20 protein-coding genes are annotated in these 26,566 nt (G+C 57.4%); 14 read left to right on the forward strand and 6 right to left on the reverse strand.

Annotation, left to right across the window (positions count from 1 at the left end; genetic code table 11):
* Window positions 1–2,031 (reverse strand): hypothetical protein (locus B150_RS23375; RefSeq protein WP_040565231.1); only part of this gene is annotated, 2,031 nt, incomplete at its 3' end.
* Window positions 2,032–2,214: 183 nt separating this feature from the next.
* On the opposite strand from B150_RS23375, the gene B150_RS0104900 reads away from it, so the two are divergent.
* From B150_RS0104900 to B150_RS0104970, 14 genes are all read left to right on the forward strand, one after another.
* The gene (locus B150_RS0104900; protein ID WP_020398778.1) at window positions 2,215–3,105 is read left to right on the forward strand and encodes a nicotinate-nucleotide--dimethylbenzimidazole phosphoribosyltransferase; all 891 of its coding nucleotides are present in this window, start codon (window positions 2,215–2,217) and stop codon (window positions 3,103–3,105) included.
* Window positions 3,106–3,230: 125 nt separating this feature from the next.
* On the forward strand, window positions 3,231–4,628 hold the full coding sequence (locus B150_RS0104905) for a TIGR03013 family XrtA/PEP-CTERM system glycosyltransferase (RefSeq protein ID WP_020398779.1): 1,398 nt from the start codon (window positions 3,231–3,233) through the stop codon (window positions 4,626–4,628).
* Window position 4,629: 1 nt separating this feature from the next.
* Window positions 4,630–7,452 (forward strand): XrtA/PEP-CTERM system TPR-repeat protein PrsT, encoded by a 2,823-nt coding sequence (gene prsT / locus B150_RS0104910; protein WP_081611330.1) that lies wholly within the window; start codon window positions 4,630–4,632, stop codon window positions 7,450–7,452.
* An 8-nt stretch (window positions 7,453–7,460) separates the two neighbouring features.
* Entirely contained in the window at window positions 7,461–8,654 is a 1,194-nt protein-coding gene (locus B150_RS0104915) for a glycosyltransferase (RefSeq protein WP_020398781.1), read from the forward strand.
* 341 nt (window positions 8,655–8,995) lie between these two features.
* The gene (locus tag B150_RS0104925; protein ID WP_025896107.1) at window positions 8,996–9,628 is read left to right on the forward strand and encodes an XrtA/PEP-CTERM system exopolysaccharide export protein; all 633 of its coding nucleotides are present in this window, start codon (window positions 8,996–8,998) and stop codon (window positions 9,626–9,628) included.
* A gap of 45 nt (window positions 9,629–9,673) precedes the next feature.
* Complete coding sequence (locus B150_RS0104930; protein WP_020398784.1) at window positions 9,674–11,302, forward strand: XrtA system polysaccharide chain length determinant; 1,629 nt, start codon at window positions 9,674–9,676, stop codon at window positions 11,300–11,302.
* A gap of 22 nt (window positions 11,303–11,324) precedes the next feature.
* On the forward strand, window positions 11,325–12,485 hold the full coding sequence (locus tag B150_RS23380) for an XrtA-associated tyrosine autokinase (protein WP_020398785.1): 1,161 nt from the start codon (window positions 11,325–11,327) through the stop codon (window positions 12,483–12,485).
* Window positions 12,486–12,495: 10 nt separating this feature from the next.
* On the forward strand, window positions 12,496–13,971 hold the full coding sequence (locus B150_RS0104940) for a TIGR03016 family PEP-CTERM system-associated outer membrane protein (protein ID WP_020398786.1): 1,476 nt from the start codon (window positions 12,496–12,498) through the stop codon (window positions 13,969–13,971).
* A gap of 7 nt (window positions 13,972–13,978) precedes the next feature.
* Window positions 13,979–15,022 carry an XrtA/PEP-CTERM system-associated ATPase gene (locus tag B150_RS0104945; RefSeq protein WP_020398787.1) on the forward strand — a complete coding sequence of 348 codons (1,044 nt, stop codon included), beginning with the start codon at window positions 13,979–13,981 and terminating at the stop codon, window positions 15,020–15,022.
* Window positions 15,012–15,929, forward strand: coding sequence for an XrtA system polysaccharide deacetylase (locus tag B150_RS0104950; RefSeq protein WP_020398788.1), 918 nt, complete (start codon window positions 15,012–15,014; stop codon window positions 15,927–15,929). Before B150_RS0104945 ends, B150_RS0104950 begins: the two co-directional genes overlap by 11 nt.
* Window positions 15,930–16,979: a FemAB family XrtA/PEP-CTERM system-associated protein gene (locus B150_RS0104955; protein WP_020398789.1), complete on the forward strand. Its 1,050-nt coding sequence runs from the start codon at window positions 15,930–15,932 to the stop codon at window positions 16,977–16,979.
* 4 nt (window positions 16,980–16,983) lie between these two features.
* The gene (locus B150_RS0104960) at window positions 16,984–18,207 is read left to right on the forward strand and encodes a TIGR03087 family PEP-CTERM/XrtA system glycosyltransferase (protein WP_025896112.1); all 1,224 of its coding nucleotides are present in this window, start codon (window positions 16,984–16,986) and stop codon (window positions 18,205–18,207) included.
* Window positions 18,204–19,706 carry an exosortase A gene (gene xrtA / locus B150_RS0104965; RefSeq protein WP_020398791.1) on the forward strand — a complete coding sequence of 501 codons (1,503 nt, stop codon included), beginning with the start codon at window positions 18,204–18,206 and terminating at the stop codon, window positions 19,704–19,706. The genes B150_RS0104960 and xrtA overlap by 4 nt, the downstream gene beginning before the upstream one ends.
* Window positions 19,694–21,586 carry an XrtA/PEP-CTERM system amidotransferase gene (locus tag B150_RS0104970; protein WP_026168210.1) on the forward strand — a complete coding sequence of 631 codons (1,893 nt, stop codon included), beginning with the start codon at window positions 19,694–19,696 and terminating at the stop codon, window positions 21,584–21,586. The genes xrtA and B150_RS0104970 overlap by 13 nt, the downstream gene beginning before the upstream one ends.
* 3 nt (window positions 21,587–21,589) lie before the next feature.
* Here the strand turns inward: B150_RS0104970 and phoB are convergent, their stop codons facing one another.
* Genes phoB through pstC form a run of 5 tightly spaced genes read right to left on the reverse strand, consistent with a single transcriptional unit; the run spans window position 21,590 to window position 26,539 of the window.
* The gene (phoB, locus tag B150_RS0104975) at window positions 21,590–22,279 is read right to left on the reverse strand and encodes a phosphate regulon transcriptional regulator PhoB (protein WP_020398793.1); all 690 of its coding nucleotides are present in this window, start codon (window positions 22,277–22,279) and stop codon (window positions 21,590–21,592) included.
* Window positions 22,280–22,307: 28 nt separating this feature from the next.
* Window positions 22,308–23,015 (reverse strand): phosphate signaling complex protein PhoU, encoded by a 708-nt coding sequence (phoU, locus tag B150_RS0104980; protein ID WP_020398794.1) that lies wholly within the window; start codon window positions 23,013–23,015, stop codon window positions 22,308–22,310.
* 11 nt (window positions 23,016–23,026) lie between these two features.
* On the reverse strand, window positions 23,027–23,797 hold the full coding sequence (gene pstB / locus B150_RS0104985; RefSeq protein ID WP_202899325.1) for a phosphate ABC transporter ATP-binding protein PstB: 771 nt from the start codon (window positions 23,795–23,797) through the stop codon (window positions 23,027–23,029).
* Window positions 23,798–23,828: 31 nt separating this feature from the next.
* Window positions 23,829–25,145, reverse strand: a complete 1,317-nt coding sequence (gene pstA, locus B150_RS0104990; RefSeq protein WP_020398796.1) for a phosphate ABC transporter permease PstA — start codon at window positions 25,143–25,145, stop codon at window positions 23,829–23,831.
* Window positions 25,146–25,159: 14 nt separating this feature from the next.
* On the reverse strand, window positions 25,160–26,539 hold the full coding sequence (gene pstC, locus B150_RS0104995) for a phosphate ABC transporter permease subunit PstC (protein ID WP_020398797.1): 1,380 nt from the start codon (window positions 26,537–26,539) through the stop codon (window positions 25,160–25,162).
* Between the last annotated feature and the right edge of the window lie 27 nt (window positions 26,540–26,566).

Below are 26,566 nucleotides of genomic sequence, written 5' to 3' on the forward strand. Positions count from 1 at the left end.
CGGCGTCGATGGCGGCGGCGGCTCCGGCGTAGTTGGCGGCGGAGTAGGCGCAGGTGTGGTCGGCGGCGAAGTCGTTGGTGGCGACGTCGTCGGCGGAGATGTAGTTGGCGGCGAAGTCGTTGGTGGCGACGTCGTCGGTGGAGATGTGGTTGGCGGCGACGTCGTTGGTGGCGACGTCGTCGGTGGAGATGTAGTTGGCGGCGACGTCGTTGGTGGTGATGTCGTCGGCGGAGATGTAGTTGGCGGCGACGTCGTTGGTGGTGATGTCGTCGGCGGAGATGTGGTTGGCGGCGATGTTGTCGGCGGAGGTGTAGGATCCGGCGTCAGGTCATCAGGTGTCGGGACCGGGGTTGGCTCCTCAGGTTCCGGCTGCGGCTGTGGCTGCGGCTCAGGATCTGGCTCAGGTTCCGGCTCCGGCGAGCTTGTCGGCGGTGTTGGCGTCGCTGATTGGCCTTCGCGTGTCGGCAAGCCGTTGGAATTGTCGGCAAACACAGCAACGGGGTCGATGATCGGTGTCTGGATCTCGAGCACGCTCTCGACCGAGATATTGCGGCCCGCAGCGGGCGCGATACGTTCGATGAAGTCGGCCATCTCTTCGGCCAGTTCTTCTTCGATGTCGTTGTCCGGCTCAGGATAGATGATGACCGCGGTCACGTAGGTATCCTGCCCACCAAGCTGGCGGAAACTGATACGAAGCGTGCCATCAACCACTTCAGCGCGGGTCACGAGCATGTAGCCGCTGTTTGCACCGGCACCGCCACCACCATCGGCCTGCATGAACGGCGCAAAATCATCAAGCGATTTAGGCCCCGCCACACTGAAGATGGACGACGCAAAGCCCGCGAGCACGCCGCCACCAAGTGGCAGTTGCTGGTTCGCTGCGGGAATATCCCTGCTGCTACTGGTGGTCAGCAGGCCGCCCGCTGTGGCGGTCAGCTCAAAATCATAGAGCGTATCGTTGCTTGCGGCATCGTCACTCTCGGCAGCTTTCTTCTCGGCTGGTGCGTCAGACAGGCGGCCGGGGCCTGAGCTCGAAAGCTTCATGACCGGCACAAGGTCGTCGGTCGCGCGGGTGTCGACCACGTTCACGTTGCCGCCGTTCCGCTTCACGTCCACCCCGAATGGATAGAGTGGGGAGCGACCGTTTGGCCGCGGTGCCGTGAGGATTACCACGCGGTAACGGCCATTCGGAATATTGGAGGCAACGAAGGATTCCACGTTACGCACGCCGTTCGACAGGATCGAAGGGCCACCATCGGAGCCTTCATCTTCCATGCCTTCACCAACAAGCATCTTGTTGTCGGCCGCAACACGAGTGAATTTGTCGTATGGCTCGCGCGTTGATGGGCCAAGGTCCCACCCCATTGCGCCTTCGGTCAGCTTGAAGTTTTCGTCCAGTACAAACGGCGCCATGAAGGCGGTCCAGTGTGTACGGGCACCCGCTTCAATGATCAGGTTTGCAGCATCGGAAATGGTGGCGAGGTCATAGTCACCCGCCGCTTCCTCAATCTTGGTGAGGAGCGATTCCATCCGTGCCTTGAGCGCTTCATCGTCGCCCATGGCCTGGTTCAGGTAACTTTGAACAACCTGGAAACCCCATTCGTCAACCGCGAGGGCACCTTCGACGGCTTCCTCAAGCGTGACGGTCGGGAATGTCTCGATCCGGGCTTCAACGGGCGAGCGGATGAGATCCGCACTCCGGGTGCCGGTCAGGTAAAAGTCAGCGGCCTGTTGGGCGGTCACCTCGCTCGCTGGTGCGCCAGCAGCAGAACCTTCAACTGCCGGGTTTGCAAGGGCAGGGCGAATGATCTTGAGACGCCGGATGCCGGGAATTTCAACCGGTGGCGGCGTGGTCATCACATAAGTGGCAGGCGGCGGCAAAACGCCGTTGCCGACAACAGGCGGCAGTGTGTCGTCGAGGATGCTGAGCTCCTCGTCCTGCTGGTACACACCATATAAAAGGGTGCCGGTTGCCACGGCAGTGCCCGTCAACAGTGTTGAAATGACCAGCGATCTATTGCTCTTGAACATTCAGTTACCCTTGGCCTTCTGGGTATAATTTGTCTTGAATTCTATACATTTTAGACCTTTGTGTACAGAGTGCAAATACTCTTTTTGTTTGGCGTGCCGAGGGAAGCTGCAGTATAGCTGCCGAGGCTTCGCAAAACCGCGTCGCACCTGCATGACCTATCATAGACCCACGGTATAAATAAGATGTTAACTGGCCATCCCTTCGAGGACCTTCGCACGATCATTGCACAACTGCCAGCAGCCGACGACTGCGCTGCGCGTAAATATATGGATGCCGCCACCAAGGCGCAGCATATTGGCGCGTGCGGGCTCACCGACATTGGTGCGTGGCTTGCCTCCTGGCAGGCGAAGGCCGCGCCACAGCTGAAGGACGTGCATATCTGTTTGCTGGCGTCATCCTATAAGGATGGCGGCAATGCCGAGGGCGTGCTGGCCTACATCGCTGCCACGGCAAAGGGCAGGGCGCCAGTAAATCTCTTGTGCGTCGACAAAGGCATCGGCCTGCGCGCGCTTGAAATGGCGCCGAGCCTGCCGCACGACGTGAGTGCGGACTGGGCTGAGGCGGACTGCATGGCGGCTGTGGCCTTCGGCATGGAAGCGGCCGCGTCTGGCGGTGACGTGCTTGGTATCGCTGCACTCGCGCCGGGGCTCGAGCGTCACGCCCGCCGCGTCATCAAGGCAATCCGCGGTGATGTGTCGGTCGGTGAGGACGGCGAAGGTGTAATTTCCTGTGCCGACAATCCGCTGGAGGCGCTCCGTCTTTATGGCGGGCGTGAAATCGCGGGCAGTATCGGCGCACTGATCGCCGCTCGCAGCCGCCGCTTGCCGGTGCTGGCGGAGGGATATGCGGCGCTTGCGGCGATGGTTGTGCTTGATGCCGTGATGCCGGGCGCTTGTGATCATGTGAAAATCGCCGCGCCTGATGATGCCGAATTTGAAAAAATTTCGGTCGCTCTCGGCTACACGCCAATTGTGTCCCATGCTGTTGGTGTGGGCCCAGGATGCGCAGTTCCTGTAGCTTTGACGCTATTTGAGGCGAGCTGCCTCGTTCCGCAAATGCCGGATATGGCCTGACGAAGGGCCGCATCGCCCGCCAGAAGCCCAAGCTGCTTTATATACAATGACTTGAACAATGTTCCCCAAGCGCATACTGTGGCGCACGGGGGAAGGGTCTAGCATGTAAGGGGCGCCTAGGGCAGATGGTCCGGATTTTTCGTCACTATGTTTCACCTGTGAAACTTACACTGGCCTTGGCGGATATCGCTTTGGTGTTCAGTTGTGTGATCGTGGCTGAATTCGCGCGCTATGCATACGTGGGCCTTCCATGGACGCTTGCTGCAGGGTTTGAAGCGTGGATCGCGAAGCTTCTGGTGCCGCTGTCGTGCGTCAGTGCCATGCTCGGCATTGGTGCTTATCATGCTGATGCCATTCAGGATTTTCGCATTTTTGTCATTCGGCTCGCGGTAAGCTTGGTGGCCGCGGGCATGTTCCTGTCTGCAGTGCTCTATTTCCTGCCCATGTTGCCTCTGTGGCGTTCCATCCTTGTGCTGTCGCTCCTGATTTCTGCGGTGGTGCTTTTCATAAGCCATGGCCTGTTCCAGCTTTTTGGCAGCAACAGCCTGATCGGGCGCCGCGTGCTGGTGCTTGGTGCTGGCAAGCTGGCTGCGGAACTGCAGCAATATACGGCGCAGGCCCGTGAAGCAGGGCTGAATATCGTCGATATCGTGATGCTGCCGGGGGAAACGAAGCCGCTTACGCATGCCATCATCCTCGATGATATAGAGACCCTCGATAAATTTGCCATGGAACGCGATATCGAGATGATCATCCTCGCCAATGAAGATGAAGCAACCTCGCTGCCACTTGAACCGCTTATTGCCTGCAAGCTTGCGGGCATCGAGATCAAGGATCGGCTTTCTTTCTATGAGCAGGTACGCGGCTATGTGGAGCTGACATCGGTGCGCTCGGAATGGATCATCTTCTCCGATGGGTTCCGTGGTGGTACCGGCATTGAACGTATTGCGAAGCGGTTGCTGGATATTGCTGTCAGCATGCTGCTCCTGTTGATTACCTTACCGGTGATGCTTGTGGTCGCGGTTCTTGTGAAAGTCACCAGCCGTGGGCCTGTGTTTTACCGGCAGGAGCGCGTGGGCATGCATGGCCAGACCTTCAAGCTGTTGAAATTCCGCAGCATGCGGCAGGACGCTGAGGCGATGGGTGCACCGCAGTGGGCACAGAAGAACGACCCTCGTGTGACGCCGGTCGGCGCTTTCCTCAGGAAAACTCGGCTTGATGAAATCCCACAGGTGATCAACGTTCTGAGCGGCAGCATGAGCTTTGTTGGTCCGCGCCCCGAGCGTCCTTTTTTTGTCGACCAGCTGTCGGCGGAGGTGCCGTTTTACCGTGAGCGCCACTGCGTGAAGCCGGGTATTACGGGCTGGGCGCAGATCCAGTATCCTTACGGTGCGTCGGTTGAAGACGCGCGGCGGAAGCTGGAATACGACCTTTATTACATCAAAAATTATTCTCTCTTTCTGGATTTGCTGATTATCCTGCAAACCATGAGGGTTATTCTTTTTCCAAGTGGGGCACGTTGATATGGCTGGTACAAGCAGCAGGTTTCATCAAAGGCAGACACCGCGACTGCGGAGTGTTTTTGCTGCCGCGTTGCTTGCTTGCAGTTTCCTGACACCTGTGGCGCATGCGCAGGATAAATACGGCACCGTGCGCGAGATGTTTGCCGAGCGTCGGTATGACGATGCCATCAAACGCCTGCAGGAATTGCAGGATAGCTCGGAAGCCGATAGCCAGCTTTACCTGCTGCTGGCCCGCGCTTATCTGGAAACAGGGGCGGGCATCGCGGCAGAAACCGCGATAGAGCGCGCGCGTAGGCTGGGCGCGGATTATGCGGGCACCGCGACGCTTTTTGCCAAATCCCTGCTGTTGCAGGGCAAATATGCTGATGCGCTGACCTCCATTCGCGGTGTGACCTTGCCGGCAGAAGACCAGGTTGATGCTTTCATCGTGGCGGGGGATGCCCATTTCGCCCTGCGCAACCTGAAAGAGGCACGGTCGAGTTATGAGCGTGCGCGGGAACGTGCGCCGGAGCAGTTTCTTCCCTACCTCGGGCTTGCGCGCCTTGAACTGCGCAGCGGAAACGTACCAAAAGCGGAAGAGCTGATCAAAAAGGCGGCGGAACTCGGCCCCAATAGCACCATGGTCGCCTACACTTGGGGGCTGGTCGCGCGGTATATGGGCAGGCCCGATGAAGCGCAGCAGCATTTCCTTGAAGCGCGCAGGCTGTTCCCTGGCAATATTCTCGCCAATATTGAACTGGCGTCGATCCGGATTGACGAGGGTGCACTGGAGGAAGCTGAAAAATATCTGGATGCCGTCTATGCGGTGGCACCAAGCTACCCGATGGCGCTTTATCTCTCGGGTGTTATTCAAGCGAGCCGCGGCAATTTCGAAGAGGCGAACAGCCTCCTTAACCGCGCACGGAATATCTCGGACAGCTATCTGCCTGCTATCTATATCAGGGGTCTCGTTGCCTACCAACTTGGGCAGTATTCCACGGCCGAAAGTCTGCTCAAACAAGTGCTGAGGTTCAGCCCGCAAAGCCAGACCGTGCGCATGGTGCTTGCTGGTACCTATATGCGCCTGTCGCAGTCATCCGCGGCCTATGACGTCCTGCGTCCACTTCTTGATGTTCCCGCGCCTGAGCGTAGCGTGCTGGCGATGGCAGCTGCCGCAGCGATGGCCGCTGGCGAAGTGGAGCGCGGGCACGAACTATATGAACGCCTGGCCGACCAGGAGAAACAATCACCGGACGAGGTGATTGATGGCCTTACGAGCAAGCTTGCGCTCTCCCGCTACGTGACCGGCGATTCCTCTTCTGCGATTGACGCAATTCTCACCCAGCCGCAATCCGAAGAAGTGGATGTACGCGAGCTTGGCATTCTGGGGAATATACAGCTCCGTTCCGGCGACGTGGAGGGGGCCATGATGACGGTCTCCAAAATTCTGAAAGCGCTGCCGCAACGTGCACTTGGCTACAACATGCGCGGCAGTATCGAATATTCGCAGGGTCAATATGAAAAGGCGCGCGCGAGCTTTGCGGAAGCCATCAAGCGCAACCCTGATTACTACACAGCCATCCGCAACAAGGGTTTGGCCGAAATGCGCCTTGGCCTTTATGCCGACGGTGAGAAGACCCTCAAGCGTTTACTGTCCTCTCAACCAACTGACGCGCGCGCCAAAGCGGCACTCGGTCGTGTGCTGCTTTTGCAGGGTAAAGGTGAAGAGGCACTGACCTATTTTGAGGAAGCTATTCGCGTCATGCCGGGCTCGCCTGAGATGGAAACGGACTATGCCAAGGCGCTTGCGCAGGCGGGCCGCACCAGCAACGCGATTGAGCAGGCCCGGGAAGCTGCCGTTCTTGCGGCGGACCGTCCGGAACTCCTCAAGGATCTCGGCCTGCTTCTGCTGGATCTCGACCAGGCGCAGCTGGCGGTCAGGCCGCTGTCTCGCTATGTGGCTTTCAACCCCAATGATGGTAGCGCACACCTTATGCATGGTCGTGCACTGCTCGCGATGGGGCTTGCCACCGGCGCCCGCATTTCATTTGAACGTGCAGAGGCGGCGGGGACAAACGCGGCTGACGCCCGAATGGTTGATTGGTACCTCTTTGCTATCGACGCGATCTCGCGCAAATATGCTGACGCAACGAGAATTTTGCCAACGCTCGACCCCTCAAAGAGACCAGCAGACGTGCGGGCCTCCGTTGTTGGTGACACGCTCGTTGCTATGGGGCGTACCGATGAGGCAATCGAGGCTTATAAGGTTGCGATGCGCTCTGGCGCGTCGTCGGACCTCGCAGTTGGCCTCGCAACAGCCTATGAAAGTCAGGGCAAGGGGCAAACAGCGATCCAGACGCTGGAAGACTATCTCAAAAATACACCAACTGACCGCGCGGCGCGCATGAAGCTTGGTGGGCTTCTGGAGGATGCTGGCCTGCCGGCTGCCGCAACAGAGCAATATGAAATGGTGCTGCGCGCCGGCGTGGCCGATGCCCATATCGTGGCGCGGCTCGCAAGGGCTTATTTGCGCCTTGGGAACCGCAAAAGCGTGCTTCTAGCGGAGCGTGCATACCTGATCCAACCGGACGATCCCTTTGTGCTTGATATCTATGGCTGGGTCATGTTGCAGGCCAAAAGGGATTTGAACGCGGCCGAGACCGCAATTGGCAAAGCATCACGCCGGGCGCCGTCGAATGCGCTTTACCGGTATCACCTTGGCATGACCTATCTCGCGCAAGGAAGACGCATGGATGCGCTTGAGACCTTGCGCCAGGCTGTCAAGCTCGACCCGGACTTTGAGGAAGCACTGGATGCCCGCCGGCAGATCGAATTGCTGGAGTAGGCTGGTGAATGGCTGATCAAGGCCTTGATATCGTTCTGTTTTCCAGCCTCTTTCCGAATGAGGTGGATCCGGTTTTTGGCATTTTTGTTGAGAACCGCCTGCGGCATTTCTTGGCCGATACCGGGAGCAGGGCTGTTGTTATTGCGCCCGTGCCGTGGTTCCCGTTCAAGGGCAAGCGGTGGGGGCGCTACGGCGCTTTCGCGCGGGTGCCCGCGGTTGAAGTGCGGCACGGCATTCCGGTTATGCATCCGCGCTATCTCGTTATCCCCAAGGTTGGCATGTGGCTGACCCCCTTCACGCTCTACCGCGCCGGTAAACGTGCGCTCCGTCGATTGCTGAAGGACGGAGGCAGTTGTGATGTCATTGACGCCCATTACCTTTATCCAGACGGTGTGGCAGCGGCGAAACTGGCGCGCTTCTTCGATATTCCCTTTGTGATGACAGCCCGCGGCAGCGACGTGACCGAAATCGGTCAGCAGCAAGTGCCGGGGCGGATGATTGTTGATGCGGCGTCGCAGGCAGCGCATGTGATAACAGTGAGCAATTCGCTGCGCACAGACCTGATTGCCATGGGGGTGCCGGAAGACCGCGTCACCACCCTTCGCAATGGTGTTGACGCGGGTCATTTCCGACCTCAGCGCCGTGAGGAATTCCGGGCGAAGTGGGGCGGTGCGAACAAGATTGTCGCGTTTGCGGGCTGGTTGGTTCAGCGCAAGCGCGTGGATATCGCGATTTCGGCTATGGCCCACCTTCCAGAAGATACAGCGCTGGTTGTCGCGGGCGAGGGCCCCTTGCACACAGAGCTCCTTGAGCAAGCCAAACAGCTTGGCGTGGCCGACCGTGTGATCTTTGAGGGTAAACTTTCAAGCAAGGATATGCCGGGTTTCCTCTCCGCGGCGGATGTTCTTATCCTGCCGTCCGAGCGGGAGGGCTGGGCGAACGTGCTTCTTGAGGCGATGGCGTGCGGAACGCCTGTCGTTTCTCGCGCGGTTGCCGGGGCACTAGACCTTGTTGTCGTGCCCGAGGCTGGTGAACTGGTGGAGGGCGACGACCCGGCTGCATATGCCGCGGCGGTCCATAAAATATTCACTCGCGACACGGACCGGATGCAGACCAGAGCCTATGCAGAGGGTTTTGACTGGAAAGAAATATCACTGGGGCAGGAACAAATATTCAAAAATGCAGCATCTGGTCACGCTTGACCTGAACAGGTGTGTTTTTCGTGATATACTAACATGGAATAGTTGACCACAGTGTCGTACGAACGGAGCGTGGGCGTTGGAATCCATATACTTTTTGCTGTTTTGCCTGTTGAACGCCTTTGTCATTTTCTGGGCGCTCAGAAATGATGATCAGGAAGCATTTTTTACTGAAGACAAGACCAAATCGGGCAAGGAGAAGCGCTGAAAAAGGAAAAATAATCGAGTAAGTGTTAAAACGTGTAAAATTACTTGATTTGAATACAGCTCGATTGGCATAGTGTAGCATAATACGGGTTGAAGTCTTTCAGCTTAATTTTCAAAGGTTTAAAGGAAACCTGTCAGTGAGAGCAATTGTGAAGAACGGGATCAGGGCCATTTGTGCCCTCGTTGTGTTTGGCGGGCTAACCGCTTGCGGGCCAAGCGAAGAACTGCCACCAGCACCTTTTGTTCCGCCTGATGAGGGGCCCGGGCCAAACTATGTGATCGGTCCGGGAGACGGGCTCTATATCCACGTTTGGCGGAACCCTGAACTGTCGACGAACGTGACAGTTCGGCCCGATGGTCGTGTTTCAATCCCACTCGCAGAGGATTTGCCTGCGACTGGCAAGACGCCAAGCCAGTTGTCGCGTGATATTGAAGAGCAACTGAATGTCTACATTCAGCAGCCTATCGTCACGGTGATGTTGCAGTCATTTTTTGGTCCGTTTTCGCAGCAGGTACGTGTTGTTGGTGAGGCCACCAGCCCGCAGGCACTGCCATACCGCGCGAATATGACCTTGCTGGATGTGATGATCCAAGTGGGGGGGCTGACCGAATTTGCAGCGGGTGACCGCGCCTCCCTCATTCGGTTTGAGGATGGTGAGCAGAAAGAGTATCTGCTCAAGATTGAATCGCTGATCAAGGACGGCGATATTTCAAAGAATGTGAAGATTCTTCCGGGCGACGTGTTAATAATTCCGGAAAGCATTCTGTAGTATTACTGGCTGGTTGCCAGTATTGGCTGACAGCGGAGAGAGATAATGGCTGTGCAAAGCGGATTGCACGACGTATTTCAGCAGATCAAAACCATCGCTTACGGTATCTGGCGTAAGCGGTGGTACATGCTGTTTACGGCATGGCTCGTAAGCCTTCTTGGTTGGGCGCTTGTGTCAACCATGCCCTACAGATACGAAGCTTCGGCACAGGTATTTGTGGATACACAGACGATCCTGCCGGTCATCGCCAAGCAAATGGGTGTGAACGTTGATCTTAGCCGTAAGGTAGACATCGTTCGCCGCACGCTGGTTACCCGTCCCAACCTTGAGAAAATTATCCGTCGCTCCGACTACCTCGATCGGCTCGCAAAAGACGATAAGGAACTGGACTCGCTTGTTGGTCAATTGCAGCGGGATATTCGTATCGTCTCGCTCGAAGAGGGCATGTATCGTATCCAGTACGAAATTGATGATGACCGCCTGAGCGACCGGCAGCGTGCCGAAGTGGCGCGCCGTGTGGTTGCCAATCTGTTGTCGTTCTTCCTTGAGCGCAACACCGAGGTCGGGGCTCAGAAGTCAGAAAGCGCGATCGAGTTTATCGACCAGCGCATTCAGGAATACGGTAAGCTCCTGAGCGATGCCGAGACCCGCTTTGCCAAATTCCAGCAAGACAATATCGAATATCTGGGCGGGCAGGGCAGTTTCCTGTCGCGGCTTGATGTTGCCAAGAATGACCTTCGCAGGACGCGGAGCACCTTGTCTGAGGCGCAGGTCACCTTGCAAACCCTTGAAGCGCAGATCAAAAACGTACCGCCAACGATCCGTGAGGCGCGTTCCTCGCGCTCGGGCGGTGGCGGCGGTGCGAGTGACCCGCTCGAAGAACGCATTGCCGACCTGCAGAAAAAATATGACGCCCTTAAAACCTTGGGGCTGAAGGACCGTCACCCGGATGTGGTGAATGTGACCCGTCAGATCGAAGCTCTTCAGGCGGAGCTGAAAGACAAGCAGGACGCATTGGCCGAGGAGCTTGCTTCATCAGCTGACGCGGGCCGCAACTCCAATCTCACGACGGAAACGCCCAACCGGCTCTATGAGCAGTTGATGCTGCAGATCATTGAGACCAAGACATCGCTCGAAACACTGAAGCAGCGTGAGGGCGAACAGCGTAACCTTGTGGCCGAAATGGAAGAAAAGGCCAAGCGGGTGCCCGAAATTGAAGCTGAGGCAAGCCGGCTGAACCGTGACTACAAAACCATTCAGCGCCAGTATAAAGAATTGGTTGAGCAGAAACAGTCGCTCGATCTTGCCGCAGATGTGGAAGCAACGGACGAGGCGGTTTCGCTTCGCGTGGTAGAGGAACCGATCACGCCGCAGCGCCCCAGTGGTCCTAACAGGCTGCTCTTCTTCACAGCGGTGCTGGTTGGCGGTATTTTTGCCGGCATCGGTGTGGCGCTTGTGCTGTCACAACTCCGGCCTGTGGTAATCACAGTGGAGCAACTGCGTAGCCAGTTTGATATGCCGGTGCTCGGCAACGTAACACGCACCCTGTCGGAACAGGAAAACCGTCAACGCAGTGTCGAGCTCCTGTCTTTTGCAGGCGGCACAGCAATGCTGCTGGTTATCTATACCGTGTTTCTTGCTTTCGATATTTTTGGTGGCATGTCCACCACGTAGGTGTGAAGAGTAGGGTTTCCAGATGGATTTGATTGAACGCGCGGAACAGAAAAAAAAGAAGGAAGGCGAAGGCGGCGGCTCTTTGGTCGAGCGCGCTGCTGCCAAGACTGGCCGCTCCAAAGCTGTCGGCATTGGTGATCCGTCTGCGCCGCGCGAAGCACGCCCTGATCCGTCCTCGCTGAACCCGAAGGTAGAAGAAAAACCAGTTGAGAAAGCTTTCAGGGGCATCGGTCAACCGGGCGCCCCGCGCCGGGAGCCGGCCAATCCGGATGATGTGGCGAGCAAACCAGCGCCCAAAGAAAGCGCGTTTGAAAAAGCAGCCGCGAAATCAGGTATTGGGCAACCTCGCAGCGGCGGCGGCCTTGCGTCGCAGTCTGAGGCCGGGCGCGCGGTGCCAAAACCCCTTTCTGATACAGGTATCGGTAATAAGGCACCTGAGGCACCGAAGCGGCCGCCAGAGGAAATTGACCTCGTATCGCTGCGTGAAGCTGGCTATATCACCCCAGATATGCCGCCAAACCTGATGTCCGAGGAATTCCGGATTATCAAGCGGACGATCCTTTTGAATGCCTTCGCCAAAGGCGACAAAAAGATACCCAATGGCAACGTTATTCTGGTGACCAGCTCTAACCCGGGCGAGGGCAAAACCTTCTGCGCGATCAACCTGGCGCTTTCGATTGCGACCGAACAGGATGTGACCGTCCTTCTCGTGGATGCAGACTTCTCGAAACCGGAAGTTCTGAACCGTCTTGGTGTGAGTGGTGGGCGTGGCCTGATGGATGTTGTGGCGGATGATGATATCGACCTCGCCAGCTGCTTGATCCGGACAAGCATCCCGAACCTTGTGCTGTTGCCTGCAGGCCGCCAGCATAACCTGACGACAGAGCTTCTCGCCAGTGAGCGCATGGAGAAGATGGCTCGGGAGATCGGTACACGGTACCCCGACCGTATCGTGATTTTTGACTCGCCACCTGTACTCGCCAGTTCGGCGGCGTCGGTGCTTGCGCTTTACATGGGTCAAACCGTGTTCGTGATTGAAGCCGAGAAGACGACCGAACCGCAGATCAAGGAAAGCCTGAGCATGATCAGCGCCTGCGAGAATATCAATCTCATTCTTAACAAGACCCGATATAGCGGCAGCAACAAGAAATTTGCGTCCTACTACGGTTACGGGGGACGTTAGGAACGTATCTGTGGGGCAGATCAGGGGCAAAATTTTCAGAAACATCTTGCTGGTGACCGTCGCGAATACTTGCTTTGCGTCGGCTGCCTTTGCACAGCATGTGTGGGTGGACCCGCGCGGCGAAACCAAGGTTACGTGGTCTGACAACATCAACCTTGATGCCAAGGGTGAGAACAAGGAAAGCGGCTTTGTCCTCAACGCGTCAGCGGGTTTCAATACACGCATTGAAGGGCGCAAGCTCAAAGGCGCGCTCGACTATGCAGCAGACTATTATTACTTCCTGAATGACGGCGGTACTGACCTCCGTCACAGCATGTTCGGCGTGCTGGACGCGGAAATTATCAAAAACCACCTGTCGGTCAACACCCGCGCAAGCCTGCGGCAGGTATTCCTCAGCCAAAGCGACAGCATCTCCCACAACGAGGCGAACAGGAGCGACAACCGCCGTCTGGTGCAAAACTATACCGGCAGCGCCCTTCTCAAGGGCGGCATGCGGGAATTTGCGGATTGGCGGATTAACTATCGCTACGGGTTGACCCTTTCAAGCGCTGACAACCTTGACGACGAGACACTCACAGTCAACTTCTCGGACAGCCAGACCCACGAGATACAGGCATCTATTGGTTCGGGTTATCGTTTCAACAACCTGGAGTGGCGGCTTTTCGGACGGTCCAGCACCGTCTACCGCAGCCTCAATGTAAATGATTACCGCAACGACCAGGTTGGTGGTGAGGTTTGGTACAAGTTCAATCGGCACTTCCAGATTGTTGGCGAGGTTTCGCATAGCAGGAATAATTTTCAGCGCGCGGTACTGAATGAGGACGGTTTCGGCTGGGAGGCGGGCTTTCGCTGGACACCAGGACGCAAGCTTGACCTGACGGTGCGCCACGGCGAAGTCGGCAACCGGAAGACCTGGAGTGCGCGGATGCAGTATCTGTTTACCACGCGCTTCGATTTTGCCGGTAGCTATACCGATACACTTTCAGCGGACTCCATCGTTCTCAACGACAATTTGCAGACCTGGCAGTTCAACGAGGAGCAGGGCATCACCGACACCCAGAACCTGCCGGTCGATGAACGGGACCCACGCTTTACCTTGAGCGACGTGGATTTCCGCCGCCAAAATGCGACGGGTGTGTTCACCCTGCGCAAAAAACGCACACAGATTTACCTGAGCGGAAACCTGGAGTGGCGGACATACGATGATGACACGGGAACAAACTCCACATGGGGAGCGTCCACCGGGTTCAAACACCGCGTTGACCGTAACACCACGCTCAATGGCACTTTTTCCTATCGCCACAGTAGATTTGGGGATGATAGTCGGGTAGATAACTACATTGTAGGGAATTTGCAGTGGAACGAAAGGTTGTCCCGCTATTTCAAGTTCACCGTGTCGCTTGACCATACGCAGCGACTTTCGAACTCTGAAGGGCTGGACCTTATGGAAAACGCAGTTACAGTGCATTTAAGAGGTACTTTTTAGGGGCAGCATGTACGAAAGTTTTTACAATTTACAAGGACGGCCGTTCCAGCTCACGCCTGACCCGCGCTTTTATTTCAGCTCGCGGACGCATAAAAAGGCGATGGCCTACCTGACGTACGGGATGAACCAAGGGGAAGGTTTCATCATCATTACCGGGGACGTGGGAACTGGTAAAACGACACTTGTGCGTCACCTGTTTGAGACGCTTGACCGCAACGAATATATCGCCGCCATGATCGTGAGCACGCAGCTGAGTGCAGAAGACCTTCTGCGCAGCGTTGTCGCCGCTTTTGGCCTTGATGCGCAAGCCGACGACAAGGGCCAGCTTCTGGCGCGGCTTGAGAAATTCCTGCGTGAACAGTTCCGCATGGGTCGCCGTGCCCTTCTTGTCGTCGATGAGGCCCAGAACCTGTCGAACGCCGCGCTTGAAGAGATGCGCATGCTCTCGAACTTTCAGGAAGGTGACAAGGCGCTGATCCAAAGTTTCCTCGTGGGTCAGCCCGAGTTTCGCGAGCGCATTTTCTCGGCACCTGAGCTTGAGCAGCTGCGCCAGCGTGTGATCGCGACGCATCACCTTGAGCCTATGGAAGAGGAAGAGCTTGCAGGCTATATCGAACACCGCCTGAGCCTTGTGGGCTGGGACAATGATCCCTGTTTCACGGCTGATGCAGTTGAGGCCATTTACCGTCACAGCGCCGGCGTGCCGCGCCGCCTGAATACACTGTGTTCGCGGGTGCTGCTGTATGGTTCACTTGAAGAAATACACACCATTGACGGGGAAACCATCGAGGCGGTTGTCTCCGATATGGCCAGCGACACACGGCAGGTGACCGCGACATCGTCCGCGCTACCGCCACGGCCCGCACCAGTGAACCGGCAGAATGACGCCACCTTGCCGCTTGATGCACAGCAGCGCGGTAAAGATGTCTCCGCAATGGAGAACAGGCTCAATCAGCTTGAGTCCATGATGAAAAATCAGGATGAAACCTTGAGGCGGCTAACCGATCTCATGGCAAATCTCGCAGGCGGCGGCGCCAAGGATGACAAGTAACGGCGCCCATCTGCTCTCCAATGCGCGGCCCGTCTCGGCGGCAACGTCGTTTCCTGACGTCAATGTCTTTTCCGTCGACGTTGAGGAATGGTATCAGGTTGGTGCGTTTGAGAACACCTTGGGTCGCGGTGACTGGAGCGGCCTTGAAAGCCGTGTCGAGCATCAATGCCATGCCATTCTCGCCCTTCTCGATGACGCCAAGGTAAAGGGCACCTTCTTTTGCCTTGGTTGGGTGGCTGAGCGCCATCCGCTCCTGATATCCGCGATCCACAAACAAGGACATGAACTTGCCTGCCATGGCATGGCGCATGAGCGCATTTTCCGCTTCACCAAAGACGAATTCCGGCAGGATGTGCACCGTGCGAAGGCACTGATCGAGGATGCATCTGGCGCAAGCGTACGGGGCTACCGCGCACCAAGCTTTTCACTGACAGCCGATATATGGTGGGCATATGATGTGCTGGCAGAGGCGGGTTTTTCCTACTCGTCCAGCCTGTATCCGCTCAAGACCGATCATTACGGTATGCCGGACGCGCCGCGCAAACCGTTCTGGCCGGTGGGCGAGGGGCGCATCCTTGAGGTGCCAATGACGGTGTGTAACCTGTTTGGTCGCGCGCTACCCGCCTCAGGCGGCGGTTATTTTCGGCTGCTGCCCTACATGCTGGGCAAATATCTGTTCCAGAAAGGCCGGGAACAATCCGGCGTGCCAGCGATTTTTTATATGCACCCGTGGGAGATCGACCCAGGCCAGCCCTATATAGGCGAAGCACCGTGGCTTTCCCGCTTCAGGCATTACACTGGCCAAAAAGCTTTGCCCGGCAAACTGTCTGCACTATGCGGCACCAGCCAGTGGGCACCACTTCATGATTGTATCGTAAAGCCGGCCTACGCTGGCCTTGAGGCCTAGATGACGGCTCTCACTGTTTCAGAACTTGCACCTGACCGCATGGACGCGTGGGACGCCTATGTGGCTGCGCACCCGAATGGCACCTTTTGTCACCGTGCAGGCTGGAAGCCTGCAGTTGAAGACGGGGCAGGGCACCGCGCACCCTACCTTGTTGCTGAGGACGCATCGGGCATTCGCGGTGTAATGCCACTGACGCTGAGGAAAAGCACTCTGTTCGGCAAGGCACTGATATCGAACATGTTCTGTGTCTATGGCGGCAGTCTGGTCTCGGACGCCGAAGCGCAAGCCGCGCTTGATGATGCCGCGTGGAGCGTCGCTACCGAGAACGGTATTGGTGTGCTCGAATGTCGGACGGTCGCGCCTGCGCATAGCGGTCAAGCCGGCTGGCACTCTGGTGGTGCAAAAGCCGCCACCTTCATTCGCGATATTCCCACAGGCACGGGGGACGAGGTGTTGTTGTCGATCCCGCGTAAGCAGCGTGCCGTGGTGCGCAAGACGCTTGAGCGGGACCTGCGCTGTGACTGGTCGCCATCCTTGCGGTTGGTCTACGACCTCTACGCCCGCAGTGTGCACAGTCTTGGCACGCCGGTGTTCCCGTTTTCGCTGTTCAAGGCGCTTGCAGAAGCATTCCCGGAAAACCACGTGCTTCAGGTCATATATGCGCCGGACGGCAAAGCTGTTGCCAGCCTTTTCAGCTTTCATGACGGTAAGACGGTGCTGCCCTATTATGCCGGTGGCACTGTAGATGCCCGCGCATATGGCGCCCATGATTATATGTATTATCAATTGATGCTCTGGGCGCGGGAGCGCGGCATAAAGGCGTTTGATTTCGGCCGTAGCAAGGTTGGCAGCGGGCCATATTCTTTCAAGAAGAACTGGGGCTTTGAGCCGACGCCGCTTGAATATGAGTTCCGCTTGGCCAACGGTGCAGCTATGCCCGACCTTTCGCCGCAGAACGCCAAATTTGCGTTGATGGTAAAGGTCTGGAAGAGGCTACCGCTCGGAGTGGCAAACCTGCTCGGCCCCATGCTTGCCCGGCATCTGGGATAAAGTCATGGCCCGTATCCTGTTCCTCGCGCATCGAATTCCCTATCCGCCCAACAAGGGGGACAAGATACGCTCGTGGCATATGCTTGAGCATCTCAGTGCACAGCACGAGGTGCATCTGGGTTATTATGTCGATGATCCGCGCGACCTTCAGCATACCGTTTTTCTCGGCTCCATAGTTAAAAGCATGGCCTTTGAGTTTGTCGCAAAACGACAACAGAAGATGCGGGCACCGTTAGGCCTGCTGACAGGGCAGCCGCTTACCTTGGCGGCGTATCCTATGGGAAAACTTGGTCGCTACTGCAATGAACTAATGGCGCATGGGGACCTGGACGCAATTGTTCTTTTCTCCGCCGCTGTCGCACCACTGGTTTTCAAACGTGGCGCACCGCCGTGTCCGGTCGTGACCGACTTTGTCGACGTGGATAGCGCAAAATGGGCGTCCTACGGGATGAGCGCACGCTGGCCCCTCAGTTGGCTCTATCAGAGGGAAGGCAAATTGCTCGCAGCATATGAGCGTATGGTAGCTGCCAGTTCCGCCGCCACGCTGTTTGTAAGTGAAGCGGAGGCCGAGCTGTTCCGCGCGGGCGTCACTTCAGATGTGGCGGCCAGCGTGCACGCAGTCTGCAACGGTGTCGACCTGAAGCGCTTTGACCCCGCGAAATATGATGCCGCGCTGGCTATCACCCAGAAAGTGATTTTCACGGGCGCGATGGATTATGCGCCCAATGCGGAAGCCGCAATCTGGTTTGTGCGGCATGTTTGGCCGCTCGTGAAAGCCAAAGCGCCGATGGCTGAGTTTGTCATTGCCGGTGGCCCACGTACAGCGGAAGTGGATGCGTTGGCGCAGCCAAGCAGTGTGTCGGTGCTTGGCTATGTGGATGATATGGCGGCGGAAATTGCCAAAGCCAGTGTTGTGGTTGCGCCCTTACAGACAGCGCGGGGGATCCAAAATAAAGTGTTGGAGGGCATGGCCATGGCAAAGCCCGTGGTGGCGACACCGGCCGCGCAGGAGGGTATTCCAGCTGCAGTTGGTACTGACCTTGCCGTTCAATCAGACCCGCGTGCCTTCGCCGAGACAATTCTGCATCTTATGCAGCATGAAGGCGCGCGGAACACGATGGGGAGTGCGGCGCGTGCCTTTATCGAGCGCGAACATAGCTGGCCGACGTGCCTGAAGCGGTTGGACGAGATACTTGTTGCAGTTCAAGGCCATAGGGGGCAGGTGTGACAGAAGTTCAAAAACGTAGCGGCCTGTTTTGTCTGATGGCTGCCGTTCTGATTGTGGCTTGGTGGCCGACAGTTCAACACCTGTTTGATGTTGTGTGGAACGTGGATACCTATTCACATGCCCTTATTGTGCCATTTGCATCAGCATGGCTGGTCTGGCGTAATTTTGAAGATGACCAGCGTATGGGCGCGCCCTCCGTGTGGGGCGCTGCGGCGCTTGTCCCCATAACGGTCCTTTGGATGATGGGCCGTGCGATGGAAGCTGCCATTGTGCAGCATCTTGCATTGTTATTGGGGGTTCAGGCAGTGTTTCTTGCCTGTTTTGGCTGGCAGGCAACGAAGCGAAACTTTTTCCCGCTCGCATTTTTGTTTCTTGTTATTCCCTTTGGGGGCGGGCTTGTCATACCGTTGCAGCGGATCACGGCGGAGATGGTAGTTTCTCTACTCTCGGCGACAGGGGTCAGCTTCCAAGCAGATGGCGAGCTTATCCAGCTCTCGAACGGGCTGTATGAAATTGCAGAAGCTTGTGCCGGGTTAAAGTTCCTGTTCACGAGTGCGGTTACCGGTATTTTGCTGTGTTATCTGGCGTTCGAAAGCTGGTGGCGCCGGGCGGCCATGCTTCTGGCATCTGTTTTGGTGCCTGTTTTTGCCAACATAATTCGCGTTTATACCACGCTTCTGATCGCGGAGGCGACGGATCAGGATTTTGCCAAAAGCATCGACCATGTTGTTTACGGCTGGGTGTTTCTCAGCATCGTGCTTTTTATCCTCATCGCTATCGCTTACCGCTTTTCGGACAAACATGACGAATTGCCGGTGCGGCCTGAGCCTCAGCCGCCGGTCGCTTCCGCTCGTATTTGGCACAGCCTTATCATTCTGCCCGCGCTTGCTGCCATTTGGATGCATGCACCGCTGCCAAAACAGCAGCAATGTTCAGTAGAAGAAGAAGCCGCACCGCTATGTGAGGGGTGCGGTTACCGACTTCTCCCTTCTACACATGCACAGCTTGCCTATGGCTTTGAAGGAGCCGATGCGGACAAAAGCTTTATGTACAGACATGGCGCCGAACGTTTCAGTGTCGTGGCTGGCCTGTTTGCCCCTGACCGGCAAAACCACCGTGTCGTGCAGCCTATATACCGTGGCCTCGGTGAAGGCTGGTTTGTACTTTCCGGAGCCGTCGTTTCTGACCAGGAAGTGGACGGTATTCATTTTGAAGAGATGATCATCTGGCGAGGTGAAGAGCGTGCACTACTTTGGCGCACCCACTATGTTGGCGGAACTTTTGCGGACAGTGGCCGGGACGCAAAGATGAAGCTCGGACTGGCACGCTTGTCTGGAGAAAGTCCTGTCGCAGCGGCCTTGGTACTTGTCAGTGACATGAATGAAGAGATTGAGAGCTCCCGGGCATCCTTGCGAAAATTTCTGTCGACTTTCCCGCCAGAACGTTTTCTATGGAGCGAACTGACGGCAGCGAAGGGTGAAACTGTATGTGCGGAATAGCGGGGTTAATGGTCACAAGCGGTGGTAGTGTTGACCAATCCGTATTGCGCCAGATGACGGATGCCATTGCGCACCGTGGCCCCGATGCCGATGGCTTTTTTGTCGGCGCAGGTGTGGGGCTTGGGCATCGCCGCCTGTCAATCATCGATGTCGCAGGCGGGCATCAGCCCATGTACAGCCCCGACGAGCGCGTGGTGATCGTCTACAACGGTGAAATCTATAATTTCCAGCAGCTCAGGCGCGAACTTGAAAGCCTCGGTCACGGCTTCAAGACCAATTGCGATACCGAGGTGCTGCTGGCGTCCTACCTCGAATGGGGGCAGGACTGCGTGACGCGCCTGCGCGGCATGTTTGCCTTCGCTATCTGGGATACCCGTAAAGGCGAACTGTTCCTCGCGCGAGACCGCCTTGGTATCAAGCCGCTCTATTTCGCGAACCTTGGCGACGGCAGTTTCATCTTCGGCTCAGAGCTGAAGGCCTTGATGGTCTATCCGGGCATCAGCCGCAAGATGCGCCTTGACGCGCTTGAGGATTACCTCGCGCTCGGTTACGTGCCTGACCCCAAATGCATCCTTGATGGGGTAGAGCAGCTCTCACCCGGCTATACCCTAACGGTCAACAAGAATACCGGCCAGCAGCGGCAGCAGCCCTACTGGCGGCTTGATGTAGTCACTCCCGCCGTGGGTGAAGAACATCCGGAAGAGCTGTTGGAGCGGCTTGAGGAGGCGGTCAAGCTGCGCATGGTGGCTGATGTGCCCTTGGGCGCGTTCCTGTCAGGTGGCCTCGATAGCAGCACCATTGTCGGCCTGATGGCGCGTAATAACCCTGAGCCGATTGAGACCTGTTCCATCGGGTCGGATGATCCCATGTTCGATGAAAGCGGGCATGCGGAGCTGGTGTCGGACCATTTCAGCACCCACCACCGTATGCGCCTTGTCTCGGCACGGGATGGCAGCCTGCTTGACGTTATGGCCGGTGTGTATGACGAACCGTTCGCCGATATATCTGCACTGCCAACCTACCGCGTGTGTGCGCTTGCGCGTGAGAAGGTGAAGGTGGCACTCTCGGGCGATGGTGGTGATGAACTGTTCGCAGGCTACCGCCGTCACCGCTTCCATATGCTGGAGGAACAGCTCAGGAGCCGTATCCCGCTTGGTATCAGGCGCCCGGTGTTTGCAGCCCTTGCGGCCGTTTACCCCAAGCTTGACCGCGCGCCGCGTTTCCTGCGCGCCAAATCAACGTTTGAGGCGCTCGCGCGCTCATCAGCGGAAGCCTATTTCCAGACCGTCAGCAAAAGCCCGGACAGTACTCGCTACCGTATGTATAGCCAGAAGATGCGCAGCCGCCTTGCGGGTTATCACCCGCAGGAACGCTTCTGCAAACTCGCAAGCGAAGTGGCTGGCGCGCATCCGCTGTCGGTTATCCAGTATCTTGACTTCAAAACTTATTTACCCGGTGACATCCTGACCAAGGTTGACCGGGCAAGCATGGCGCACGGCCTTGAAGTGCGTGTGCCGATCCTTGACCACAAGTTTGTCGAATGGGGCCTGCGTCTCGACCCCGAAACCCGTATCCGGGATGGCGTGGGCAAGGCGGTGTTCAAGGACGCCGTGCGTGGTTTCCTGCCCGATAGCATTATCGACCGGCCCAAAAAGGGTTTCGATATCCCGGCTGCGGATTGGCTGCGCAACGAGCTTGCGGGCGAAGTGCAGAAGCTTGCGTCTTCAGAGCGCCTTCTGGACACCGGCCTTTTCAGCCGCAAGGCGCTCTTGCAGATGATTGACGAGCATATGAACGAAAAAAGGGACCACCAGACAACGCTGTGGTCCCTTCTGATGCTTGATCGCAGCATTGATCAGCTCAAGCTGACTGCCGCGTAACGCCTAGCCGCGGCTGTCGAGCGCGTAACCGGCCGACCGCACGGTGCGGATATAATCCGTTGTGTCGTCGAAGCTCATGGCTTTGCGCAGGCGGCGGATATGCACGTCCACGGTGCGCGGCTCCACATAGACGTCATGGCCCCAAACGCTATCGAGCAGTTGCTCGCGCGAGAAAACGCGGCCGGGGTTTTCCATGAAGTGGCGCAGCAGGCGGTATTCGGTCGGCCCGAGGTGCACGAGCTTCTCGCCGCGTGTTACACGGTGGGACACGTTATCCAGCGTGATGTCCTCAAAGCGTAGCTGTTGTCCTGCAAGGGCAGGGCGCACGCGGCGCAGAACCGCTTGGATGCGGGCAATCAGTTCCTTCGGCGAGAAGGGCTTCACGATATAATCGTCAGCGCCGGTCTCAAGGCCACGGATACGGTCAGGCTCGTCCGCGCGGGCGGTGAGCATGATGATCGGCACATTGGCAGTCTCGTTGTTGCGGCGCAGTTGGCGGCAAATCTCAAGCCCGGAAAGGTTCGGCAGCATCCAGTCAAGGAGGATGATATCCGGCGTTTCCTGCGTGGCGCGGTAAAGGCCTTCTTCGCCGTCCGCGACAGCTTCCACCGAATAGTCGGAGCGTTCAAGGTTGTAGCGCACCAGTTCGGTGATGCTTTCGTCGTCTTCAATCAGTAAAACACGGGTCTTCACTTAACTGCCTCCAGTCGTGGGAACCTGATCACTCTTCAACAAGCTCAGTGCTTGTGAAGTCCCGTTTGGGCCGGCGTGCGTCTTCAAGCATGATGCCGGTGATCGTGTAATAAACCTGTTCTGCGATATTTGTGGCCTGGTCGCCGATGCGTTCCAGGTTTTTCGCGATCATCAGGAAGTGAGTGAGCGCACCGATCTGGTTTGGATTTTCCATCATGCGCGCGAGAATTTGCCGGTAGGCAGCGTTATGAAGGTTATCAAGCGCTTCATCGCGCTCCCACACCTCCATCGCACTGTCGGCATCGCGGTGAACATAGGCGTCCATAACATCCTGGATCATGCGGCGCGCTTCGTCTGCCATCTGCTCGAGAAGAAGCGGCATGACAACAGGCGCGGCCTCATGCACGGCCAGGGTGCGCTTGGCAATGTTTTTGGCGTAGTCGCCGATGCGTTCGATGATGCCGGTCATCTTGAGGGCGGCAACCACTTCACGGAGGTCATCCGCAACCGGCGCGCGGCGCGCGAACACAACAATCGCTGCACGCTCGGCCTCGAGCTCAAGCTGGTCGAGGGCACGGTCGCTCGAACGCACATGCCATGCGCCGTCTGCATCAAGTTCCTTGAGGGCTTTCATCGCGGCAACGAGCTGCTCTTCGGCAAGGCCGCCCATGCGGCTTACAATGCTGCGGAGGTCTTTAAGCTCGTTGTCGTAGGCTTTTACAATATGGTCGTTCATGTCTTATCGTCCTAACCAAAGCGGCCAGTGATATAATCCCGCGTGCGTTCTTCTTTCGGCGCGGTGAAAATCTGGGTCGTGTCGCCGTGTTCCACGAGGTCACCCATATGGAAGAAGGCCGTTTTCTGGGAAATGCGGGCGGCCTGCTGCATGCTGTGCGTCACGATGATGATAGCATAGCGGCCCTTGAGCTCATCAATGAGCGCTTCTACCTTTGCGGTCGCGATGGGGTCGAGGGCGGAGCAGGGCTCATCCATCAGGATCACTTCCGGGTTTACGGCGATGGCGCGCGCGATACAGAGGCGTTGTTGCTGCCCGCCGGAAAGCGCGGTGCCCGGGCTATCAAGGCGGTCCTTCACCTCGTTCCAGAGACCCGCTTTCTCAAGCGAGGTCGCAACAATCTCATCAAGGTCGGCACGTTCACGGGCAAGGCCGTGAATGCGCGGGCCATAGGCGATATTGTCATAGATCGACTTGGGGAAGGGGTTCGGTTTCTGGAACACCATGCCCACCCGTGCGCGCAGTTGCACCACGTCGATCTTGGGGTCGTAGATATCGTCGCCATCGAGCGTGATATTGCCTTCAACCCGGCACGTTGCGACCGTGTCGTTCATGCGGTTAAGGCAGCGCAGGAAGGTTGACTTGCCACAGCCCGACGGGCCGATAAGCGCGGTCACTTCGTCGCGGTAGAGGTCAAGCGAGATGCCTTTTACGGCATGGTTGTCACCGTAAAAGACGTTCACGTCCTTGGCTGCCATCTTCGGCGTGCGAATTTCAGTCATGGGATCCACTTTTGTAGACATATCAAGCATTTTACCACTGCCGTTCAAATTTCTGACGTAGCCAGATGGCCAGCCCGTTCATTGCGATGAGGAAGGTCAACAGGACCATGATGGCCGCTGACGTTTTCTCGACAAAGGCGCGTTCCGGGCTGTCGGCCCAGAGGAAAATCTGCACCGGCAGTGCGGTAGCAGCATCGGTGAAGCCGCCCGGAATATCAACGATAAAGGCCACCATGCCGATCATCAGCAGGGGCGCGGTTTCACCCAGCGCTTGCGCCATACCGATGATGGTGCCGGTCAGGATACCGGGCATAGCAAGCGGTACCACATGGTGGAACACCACCTGCATCGGTGAGGCACCAAGGCCACGCGCCGCATCACGGATTGAGGGCGGGACCGCCTTGATTGAGGCGCGCGCGGCGATAATGATCGTCGGAAGCGTCATCAAGGCCAGCGTGAGACCGCCGACAAGCGGAGCCGAGCGCGGCAGGTGCATGACACCAAGGAACACGGCAAGACCCAAGAGACCAAACACAATGGACGGCACAGCCGCGAGGTTGTTGATGTTGATCTCGATGATGTCTGTCAGCCGGTTTTGCGGTGCAAACTCTTCAAGATAGATCGCGGTCAACACACCGACTGGGAAGGCGATCAAGAGCGTCACCACCAGGGTGATCGCAGAACCTACGGTCGCACCCCAGATACCCGCAAGCTCAGGGTCGCGGCTGTCGCCACTGGTGAAGAAGCGGGTATGGAAGTTGAGCGATACGCGGTCTTCTTCCACAAGCTTGTTGTACCAGCCGAGTTCCTGGTCCTTCACCTTGCGGTTGGCCTCAGGCTCGTTCGCGTCAATCTTGCCTTTGCGCAGCTGGTCAATATCGTCCGCTGCCAGCAGGCGCACGGTTTTGGTGGTGCCCACAATCGCAGGCGTCTCCAGCACCATGTTGCGAAGCTGTTCACGCGCACCACCACTGATGATGCGAATGAGCGCACGGCGGTCGCGGCGGCTTGTCACCTCCGGGAACTGGGCGGTGAGCGCAGCATCGAGCAGGCGGGACATATTGGCCTGGCGTACTTGTTCCTCGAAGGCTTCGGCATCCATCGCACGTGGGTCACCAAGCAGTTCCTCGCTGAAGGTCACATCAAGGTCGATGCTCGTTTGCATGAAACCCATGGCGCCGTCCTGGAAGATGCGGCCAATGAGCAGCACAAGGAAGAGGCCGGCAAGAATAACAGCCGAGAAACCCATGGCCCGGAAGGTGCGGTCACGCCGATAGCGCTTGCGCGTGCGCGCCTGCATTTCGGGCGACTTCCAGTCCGTCGGTTCAAAATCGCGGGTATTGGACATCGGAACCTGCCTTATCAATCATACACTTCGCGGTATTTGCGCACGATGCGCAGCGCGAAAACGTTAAGCACCATGGTGGAAAGGAAGAGCGCAAGCCCAAGTGCAAAGGCCGAAAGGGTTTTGGCGCTGTCGAACTCCTGGTCACCGGTGAGTAGGGCAACAATTTGTACGGTTACGGTCGTCACAGCCTCAAACGGGTTGGCCGTAAGGTTCGGCTGCATGCCAGCGGCCATCACCACGATCATGGTCTCACCCACTGCGCGGCTGATCGCGAGGAGGAAAGCACCCACAATGCCGGGCAGGGCCGCCGGCAGGATCACGTTGGTGATTGTCTCGGACCGGGTGGCACCAAGCGCCAATGAGCCGTCCTTGAGTGACTTTGGCACTGCTGTGATTGCGTCATCAGACAGCGAGGACACAAACGGAATGATCATGATACCCATGACAAAACCTGCAGCCAGCGCACTTTCGCTCGCAATTTCAACGCCGATCGCTTCACCGAGGTCGCGGAAGAAAGGTGCCACGGTGAGGGCGGCAAAGAAGCCGTACACCACGGTAGGCACGCCAGCGAGCACTTCAAGCACCGGCTTCGCGATCTTGCGGGTGCGGGCGCTGGCATACTGCGTAAGGTAGACGGCCGACATAAGGCCGATCGGGCCCGCCACCATCATGGCGAGAAGGCTGATCAGCAAGGTGCCGGTGAAAAGCGGTACCGCACCGAATGCGCCAGCCGAGGCAACCTGGTCGGCGCGCAGGGCCGTTTGCGGACTCCAGTGCAGGCCAAAGACAAAGTCGACGACCGATACTTGCTGGAAGAAGCGAAGGCTCTCAAACAGCAGGGAGGCGACGATGCCCACGGTCGTGATAATCGCGATCACGGAGCTGAGGATCAGGAGGATCGTCAGTACGCGCTCAAACGAGTTGCGGGCACGGAAATCGGGGTTGGTCTTGTAGTTCGCGAACACAAGGCCGCCCACACCGCTTGCAACCGCAAGCACGAAGGTGGCCCAGATGCCGCGCACATAAAGCGCATGGAACTGCTGGGCAGCGGCGAGGATATCAGGGTGCTTTTCGCTCGAAGCCGGGTTTTCAACCGCGAGGCGGATACGGTTCAGCACAAGCGAAGCCTGTTCCTGATACTGGGCGCTGAGGCCATCAGGTAGCCCGGAGATGACAAGGCCTTCGATGATATTCTTGCCGGTAATCACCCAGACAAAGAAGATCAAAAGACCAGGGATGAGTGCACAAACCGCGGCATAATAGCCATAGTGACGCGGCAGGCTGTGCAGCTTCGACGTATCCCCCGAGACAGACGCAAGCGAGCGCTGACGTACTGTCACGAAGGCGATAAACGCCAAGAGAACCAAGGTTAGAAAAATCGCGGCACTCGTCATCCCAATTTGCCTTCCGGAGTGTCGTTG

Source organism: Kordiimonas gwangyangensis DSM 19435 = JCM 12864, assembly GCF_000375545.1.
In the GTDB taxonomy this organism is placed as follows: Bacteria; Pseudomonadota; Alphaproteobacteria; order Sphingomonadales; family Kordiimonadaceae; genus Kordiimonas; species Kordiimonas gwangyangensis.

Coding starts and splice junctions, on each gene's coding strand:
- B150_RS0104970 (WP_026168210.1), top strand. CDS start 19,694: ATGTGCGGAATAGCGGGGTTAATGGTCACAAGCGGTGGTAGTGTTGAC.
- pstB (WP_202899325.1), bottom strand. CDS start 23,797: ATGACTGAAATTCGCACGCCGAAGATGGCAGCCAAGGACGTGAACGTC.
- phoU (WP_020398794.1), bottom strand. CDS start 23,015: ATGAACGACCATATTGTAAAAGCCTACGACAACGAGCTTAAAGACCTC.
- prsT (WP_081611330.1), top strand. CDS start 4,630: ATGGCTGGTACAAGCAGCAGGTTTCATCAAAGGCAGACACCGCGACTG.
- B150_RS0104945 (WP_020398787.1), top strand. CDS start 13,979: ATGTACGAAAGTTTTTACAATTTACAAGGACGGCCGTTCCAGCTCACG.
- B150_RS0104900 (WP_020398778.1), top strand. CDS start 2,215: ATGTTAACTGGCCATCCCTTCGAGGACCTTCGCACGATCATTGCACAA.
- B150_RS0104950 (WP_020398788.1), top strand. CDS start 15,012: ATGACAAGTAACGGCGCCCATCTGCTCTCCAATGCGCGGCCCGTCTCG.
- B150_RS0104905 (WP_020398779.1), top strand. CDS start 3,231: ATGGTCCGGATTTTTCGTCACTATGTTTCACCTGTGAAACTTACACTG.
- B150_RS0104930 (WP_020398784.1), top strand. CDS start 9,674: ATGGCTGTGCAAAGCGGATTGCACGACGTATTTCAGCAGATCAAAACC.
- B150_RS0104915 (WP_020398781.1), top strand. CDS start 7,461: ATGGCTGATCAAGGCCTTGATATCGTTCTGTTTTCCAGCCTCTTTCCG.
- pstC (WP_020398797.1), bottom strand. CDS start 26,539: ATGACGAGTGCCGCGATTTTTCTAACCTTGGTTCTCTTGGCGTTTATC.
- B150_RS0104960 (WP_025896112.1), top strand. CDS start 16,984: ATGGCCCGTATCCTGTTCCTCGCGCATCGAATTCCCTATCCGCCCAAC.
- pstA (WP_020398796.1), bottom strand. CDS start 25,145: ATGTCCAATACCCGCGATTTTGAACCGACGGACTGGAAGTCGCCCGAA.
- B150_RS0104955 (WP_020398789.1), top strand. CDS start 15,930: ATGACGGCTCTCACTGTTTCAGAACTTGCACCTGACCGCATGGACGCG.
- B150_RS23380 (WP_020398785.1), top strand. CDS start 11,325: ATGGATTTGATTGAACGCGCGGAACAGAAAAAAAAGAAGGAAGGCGAA.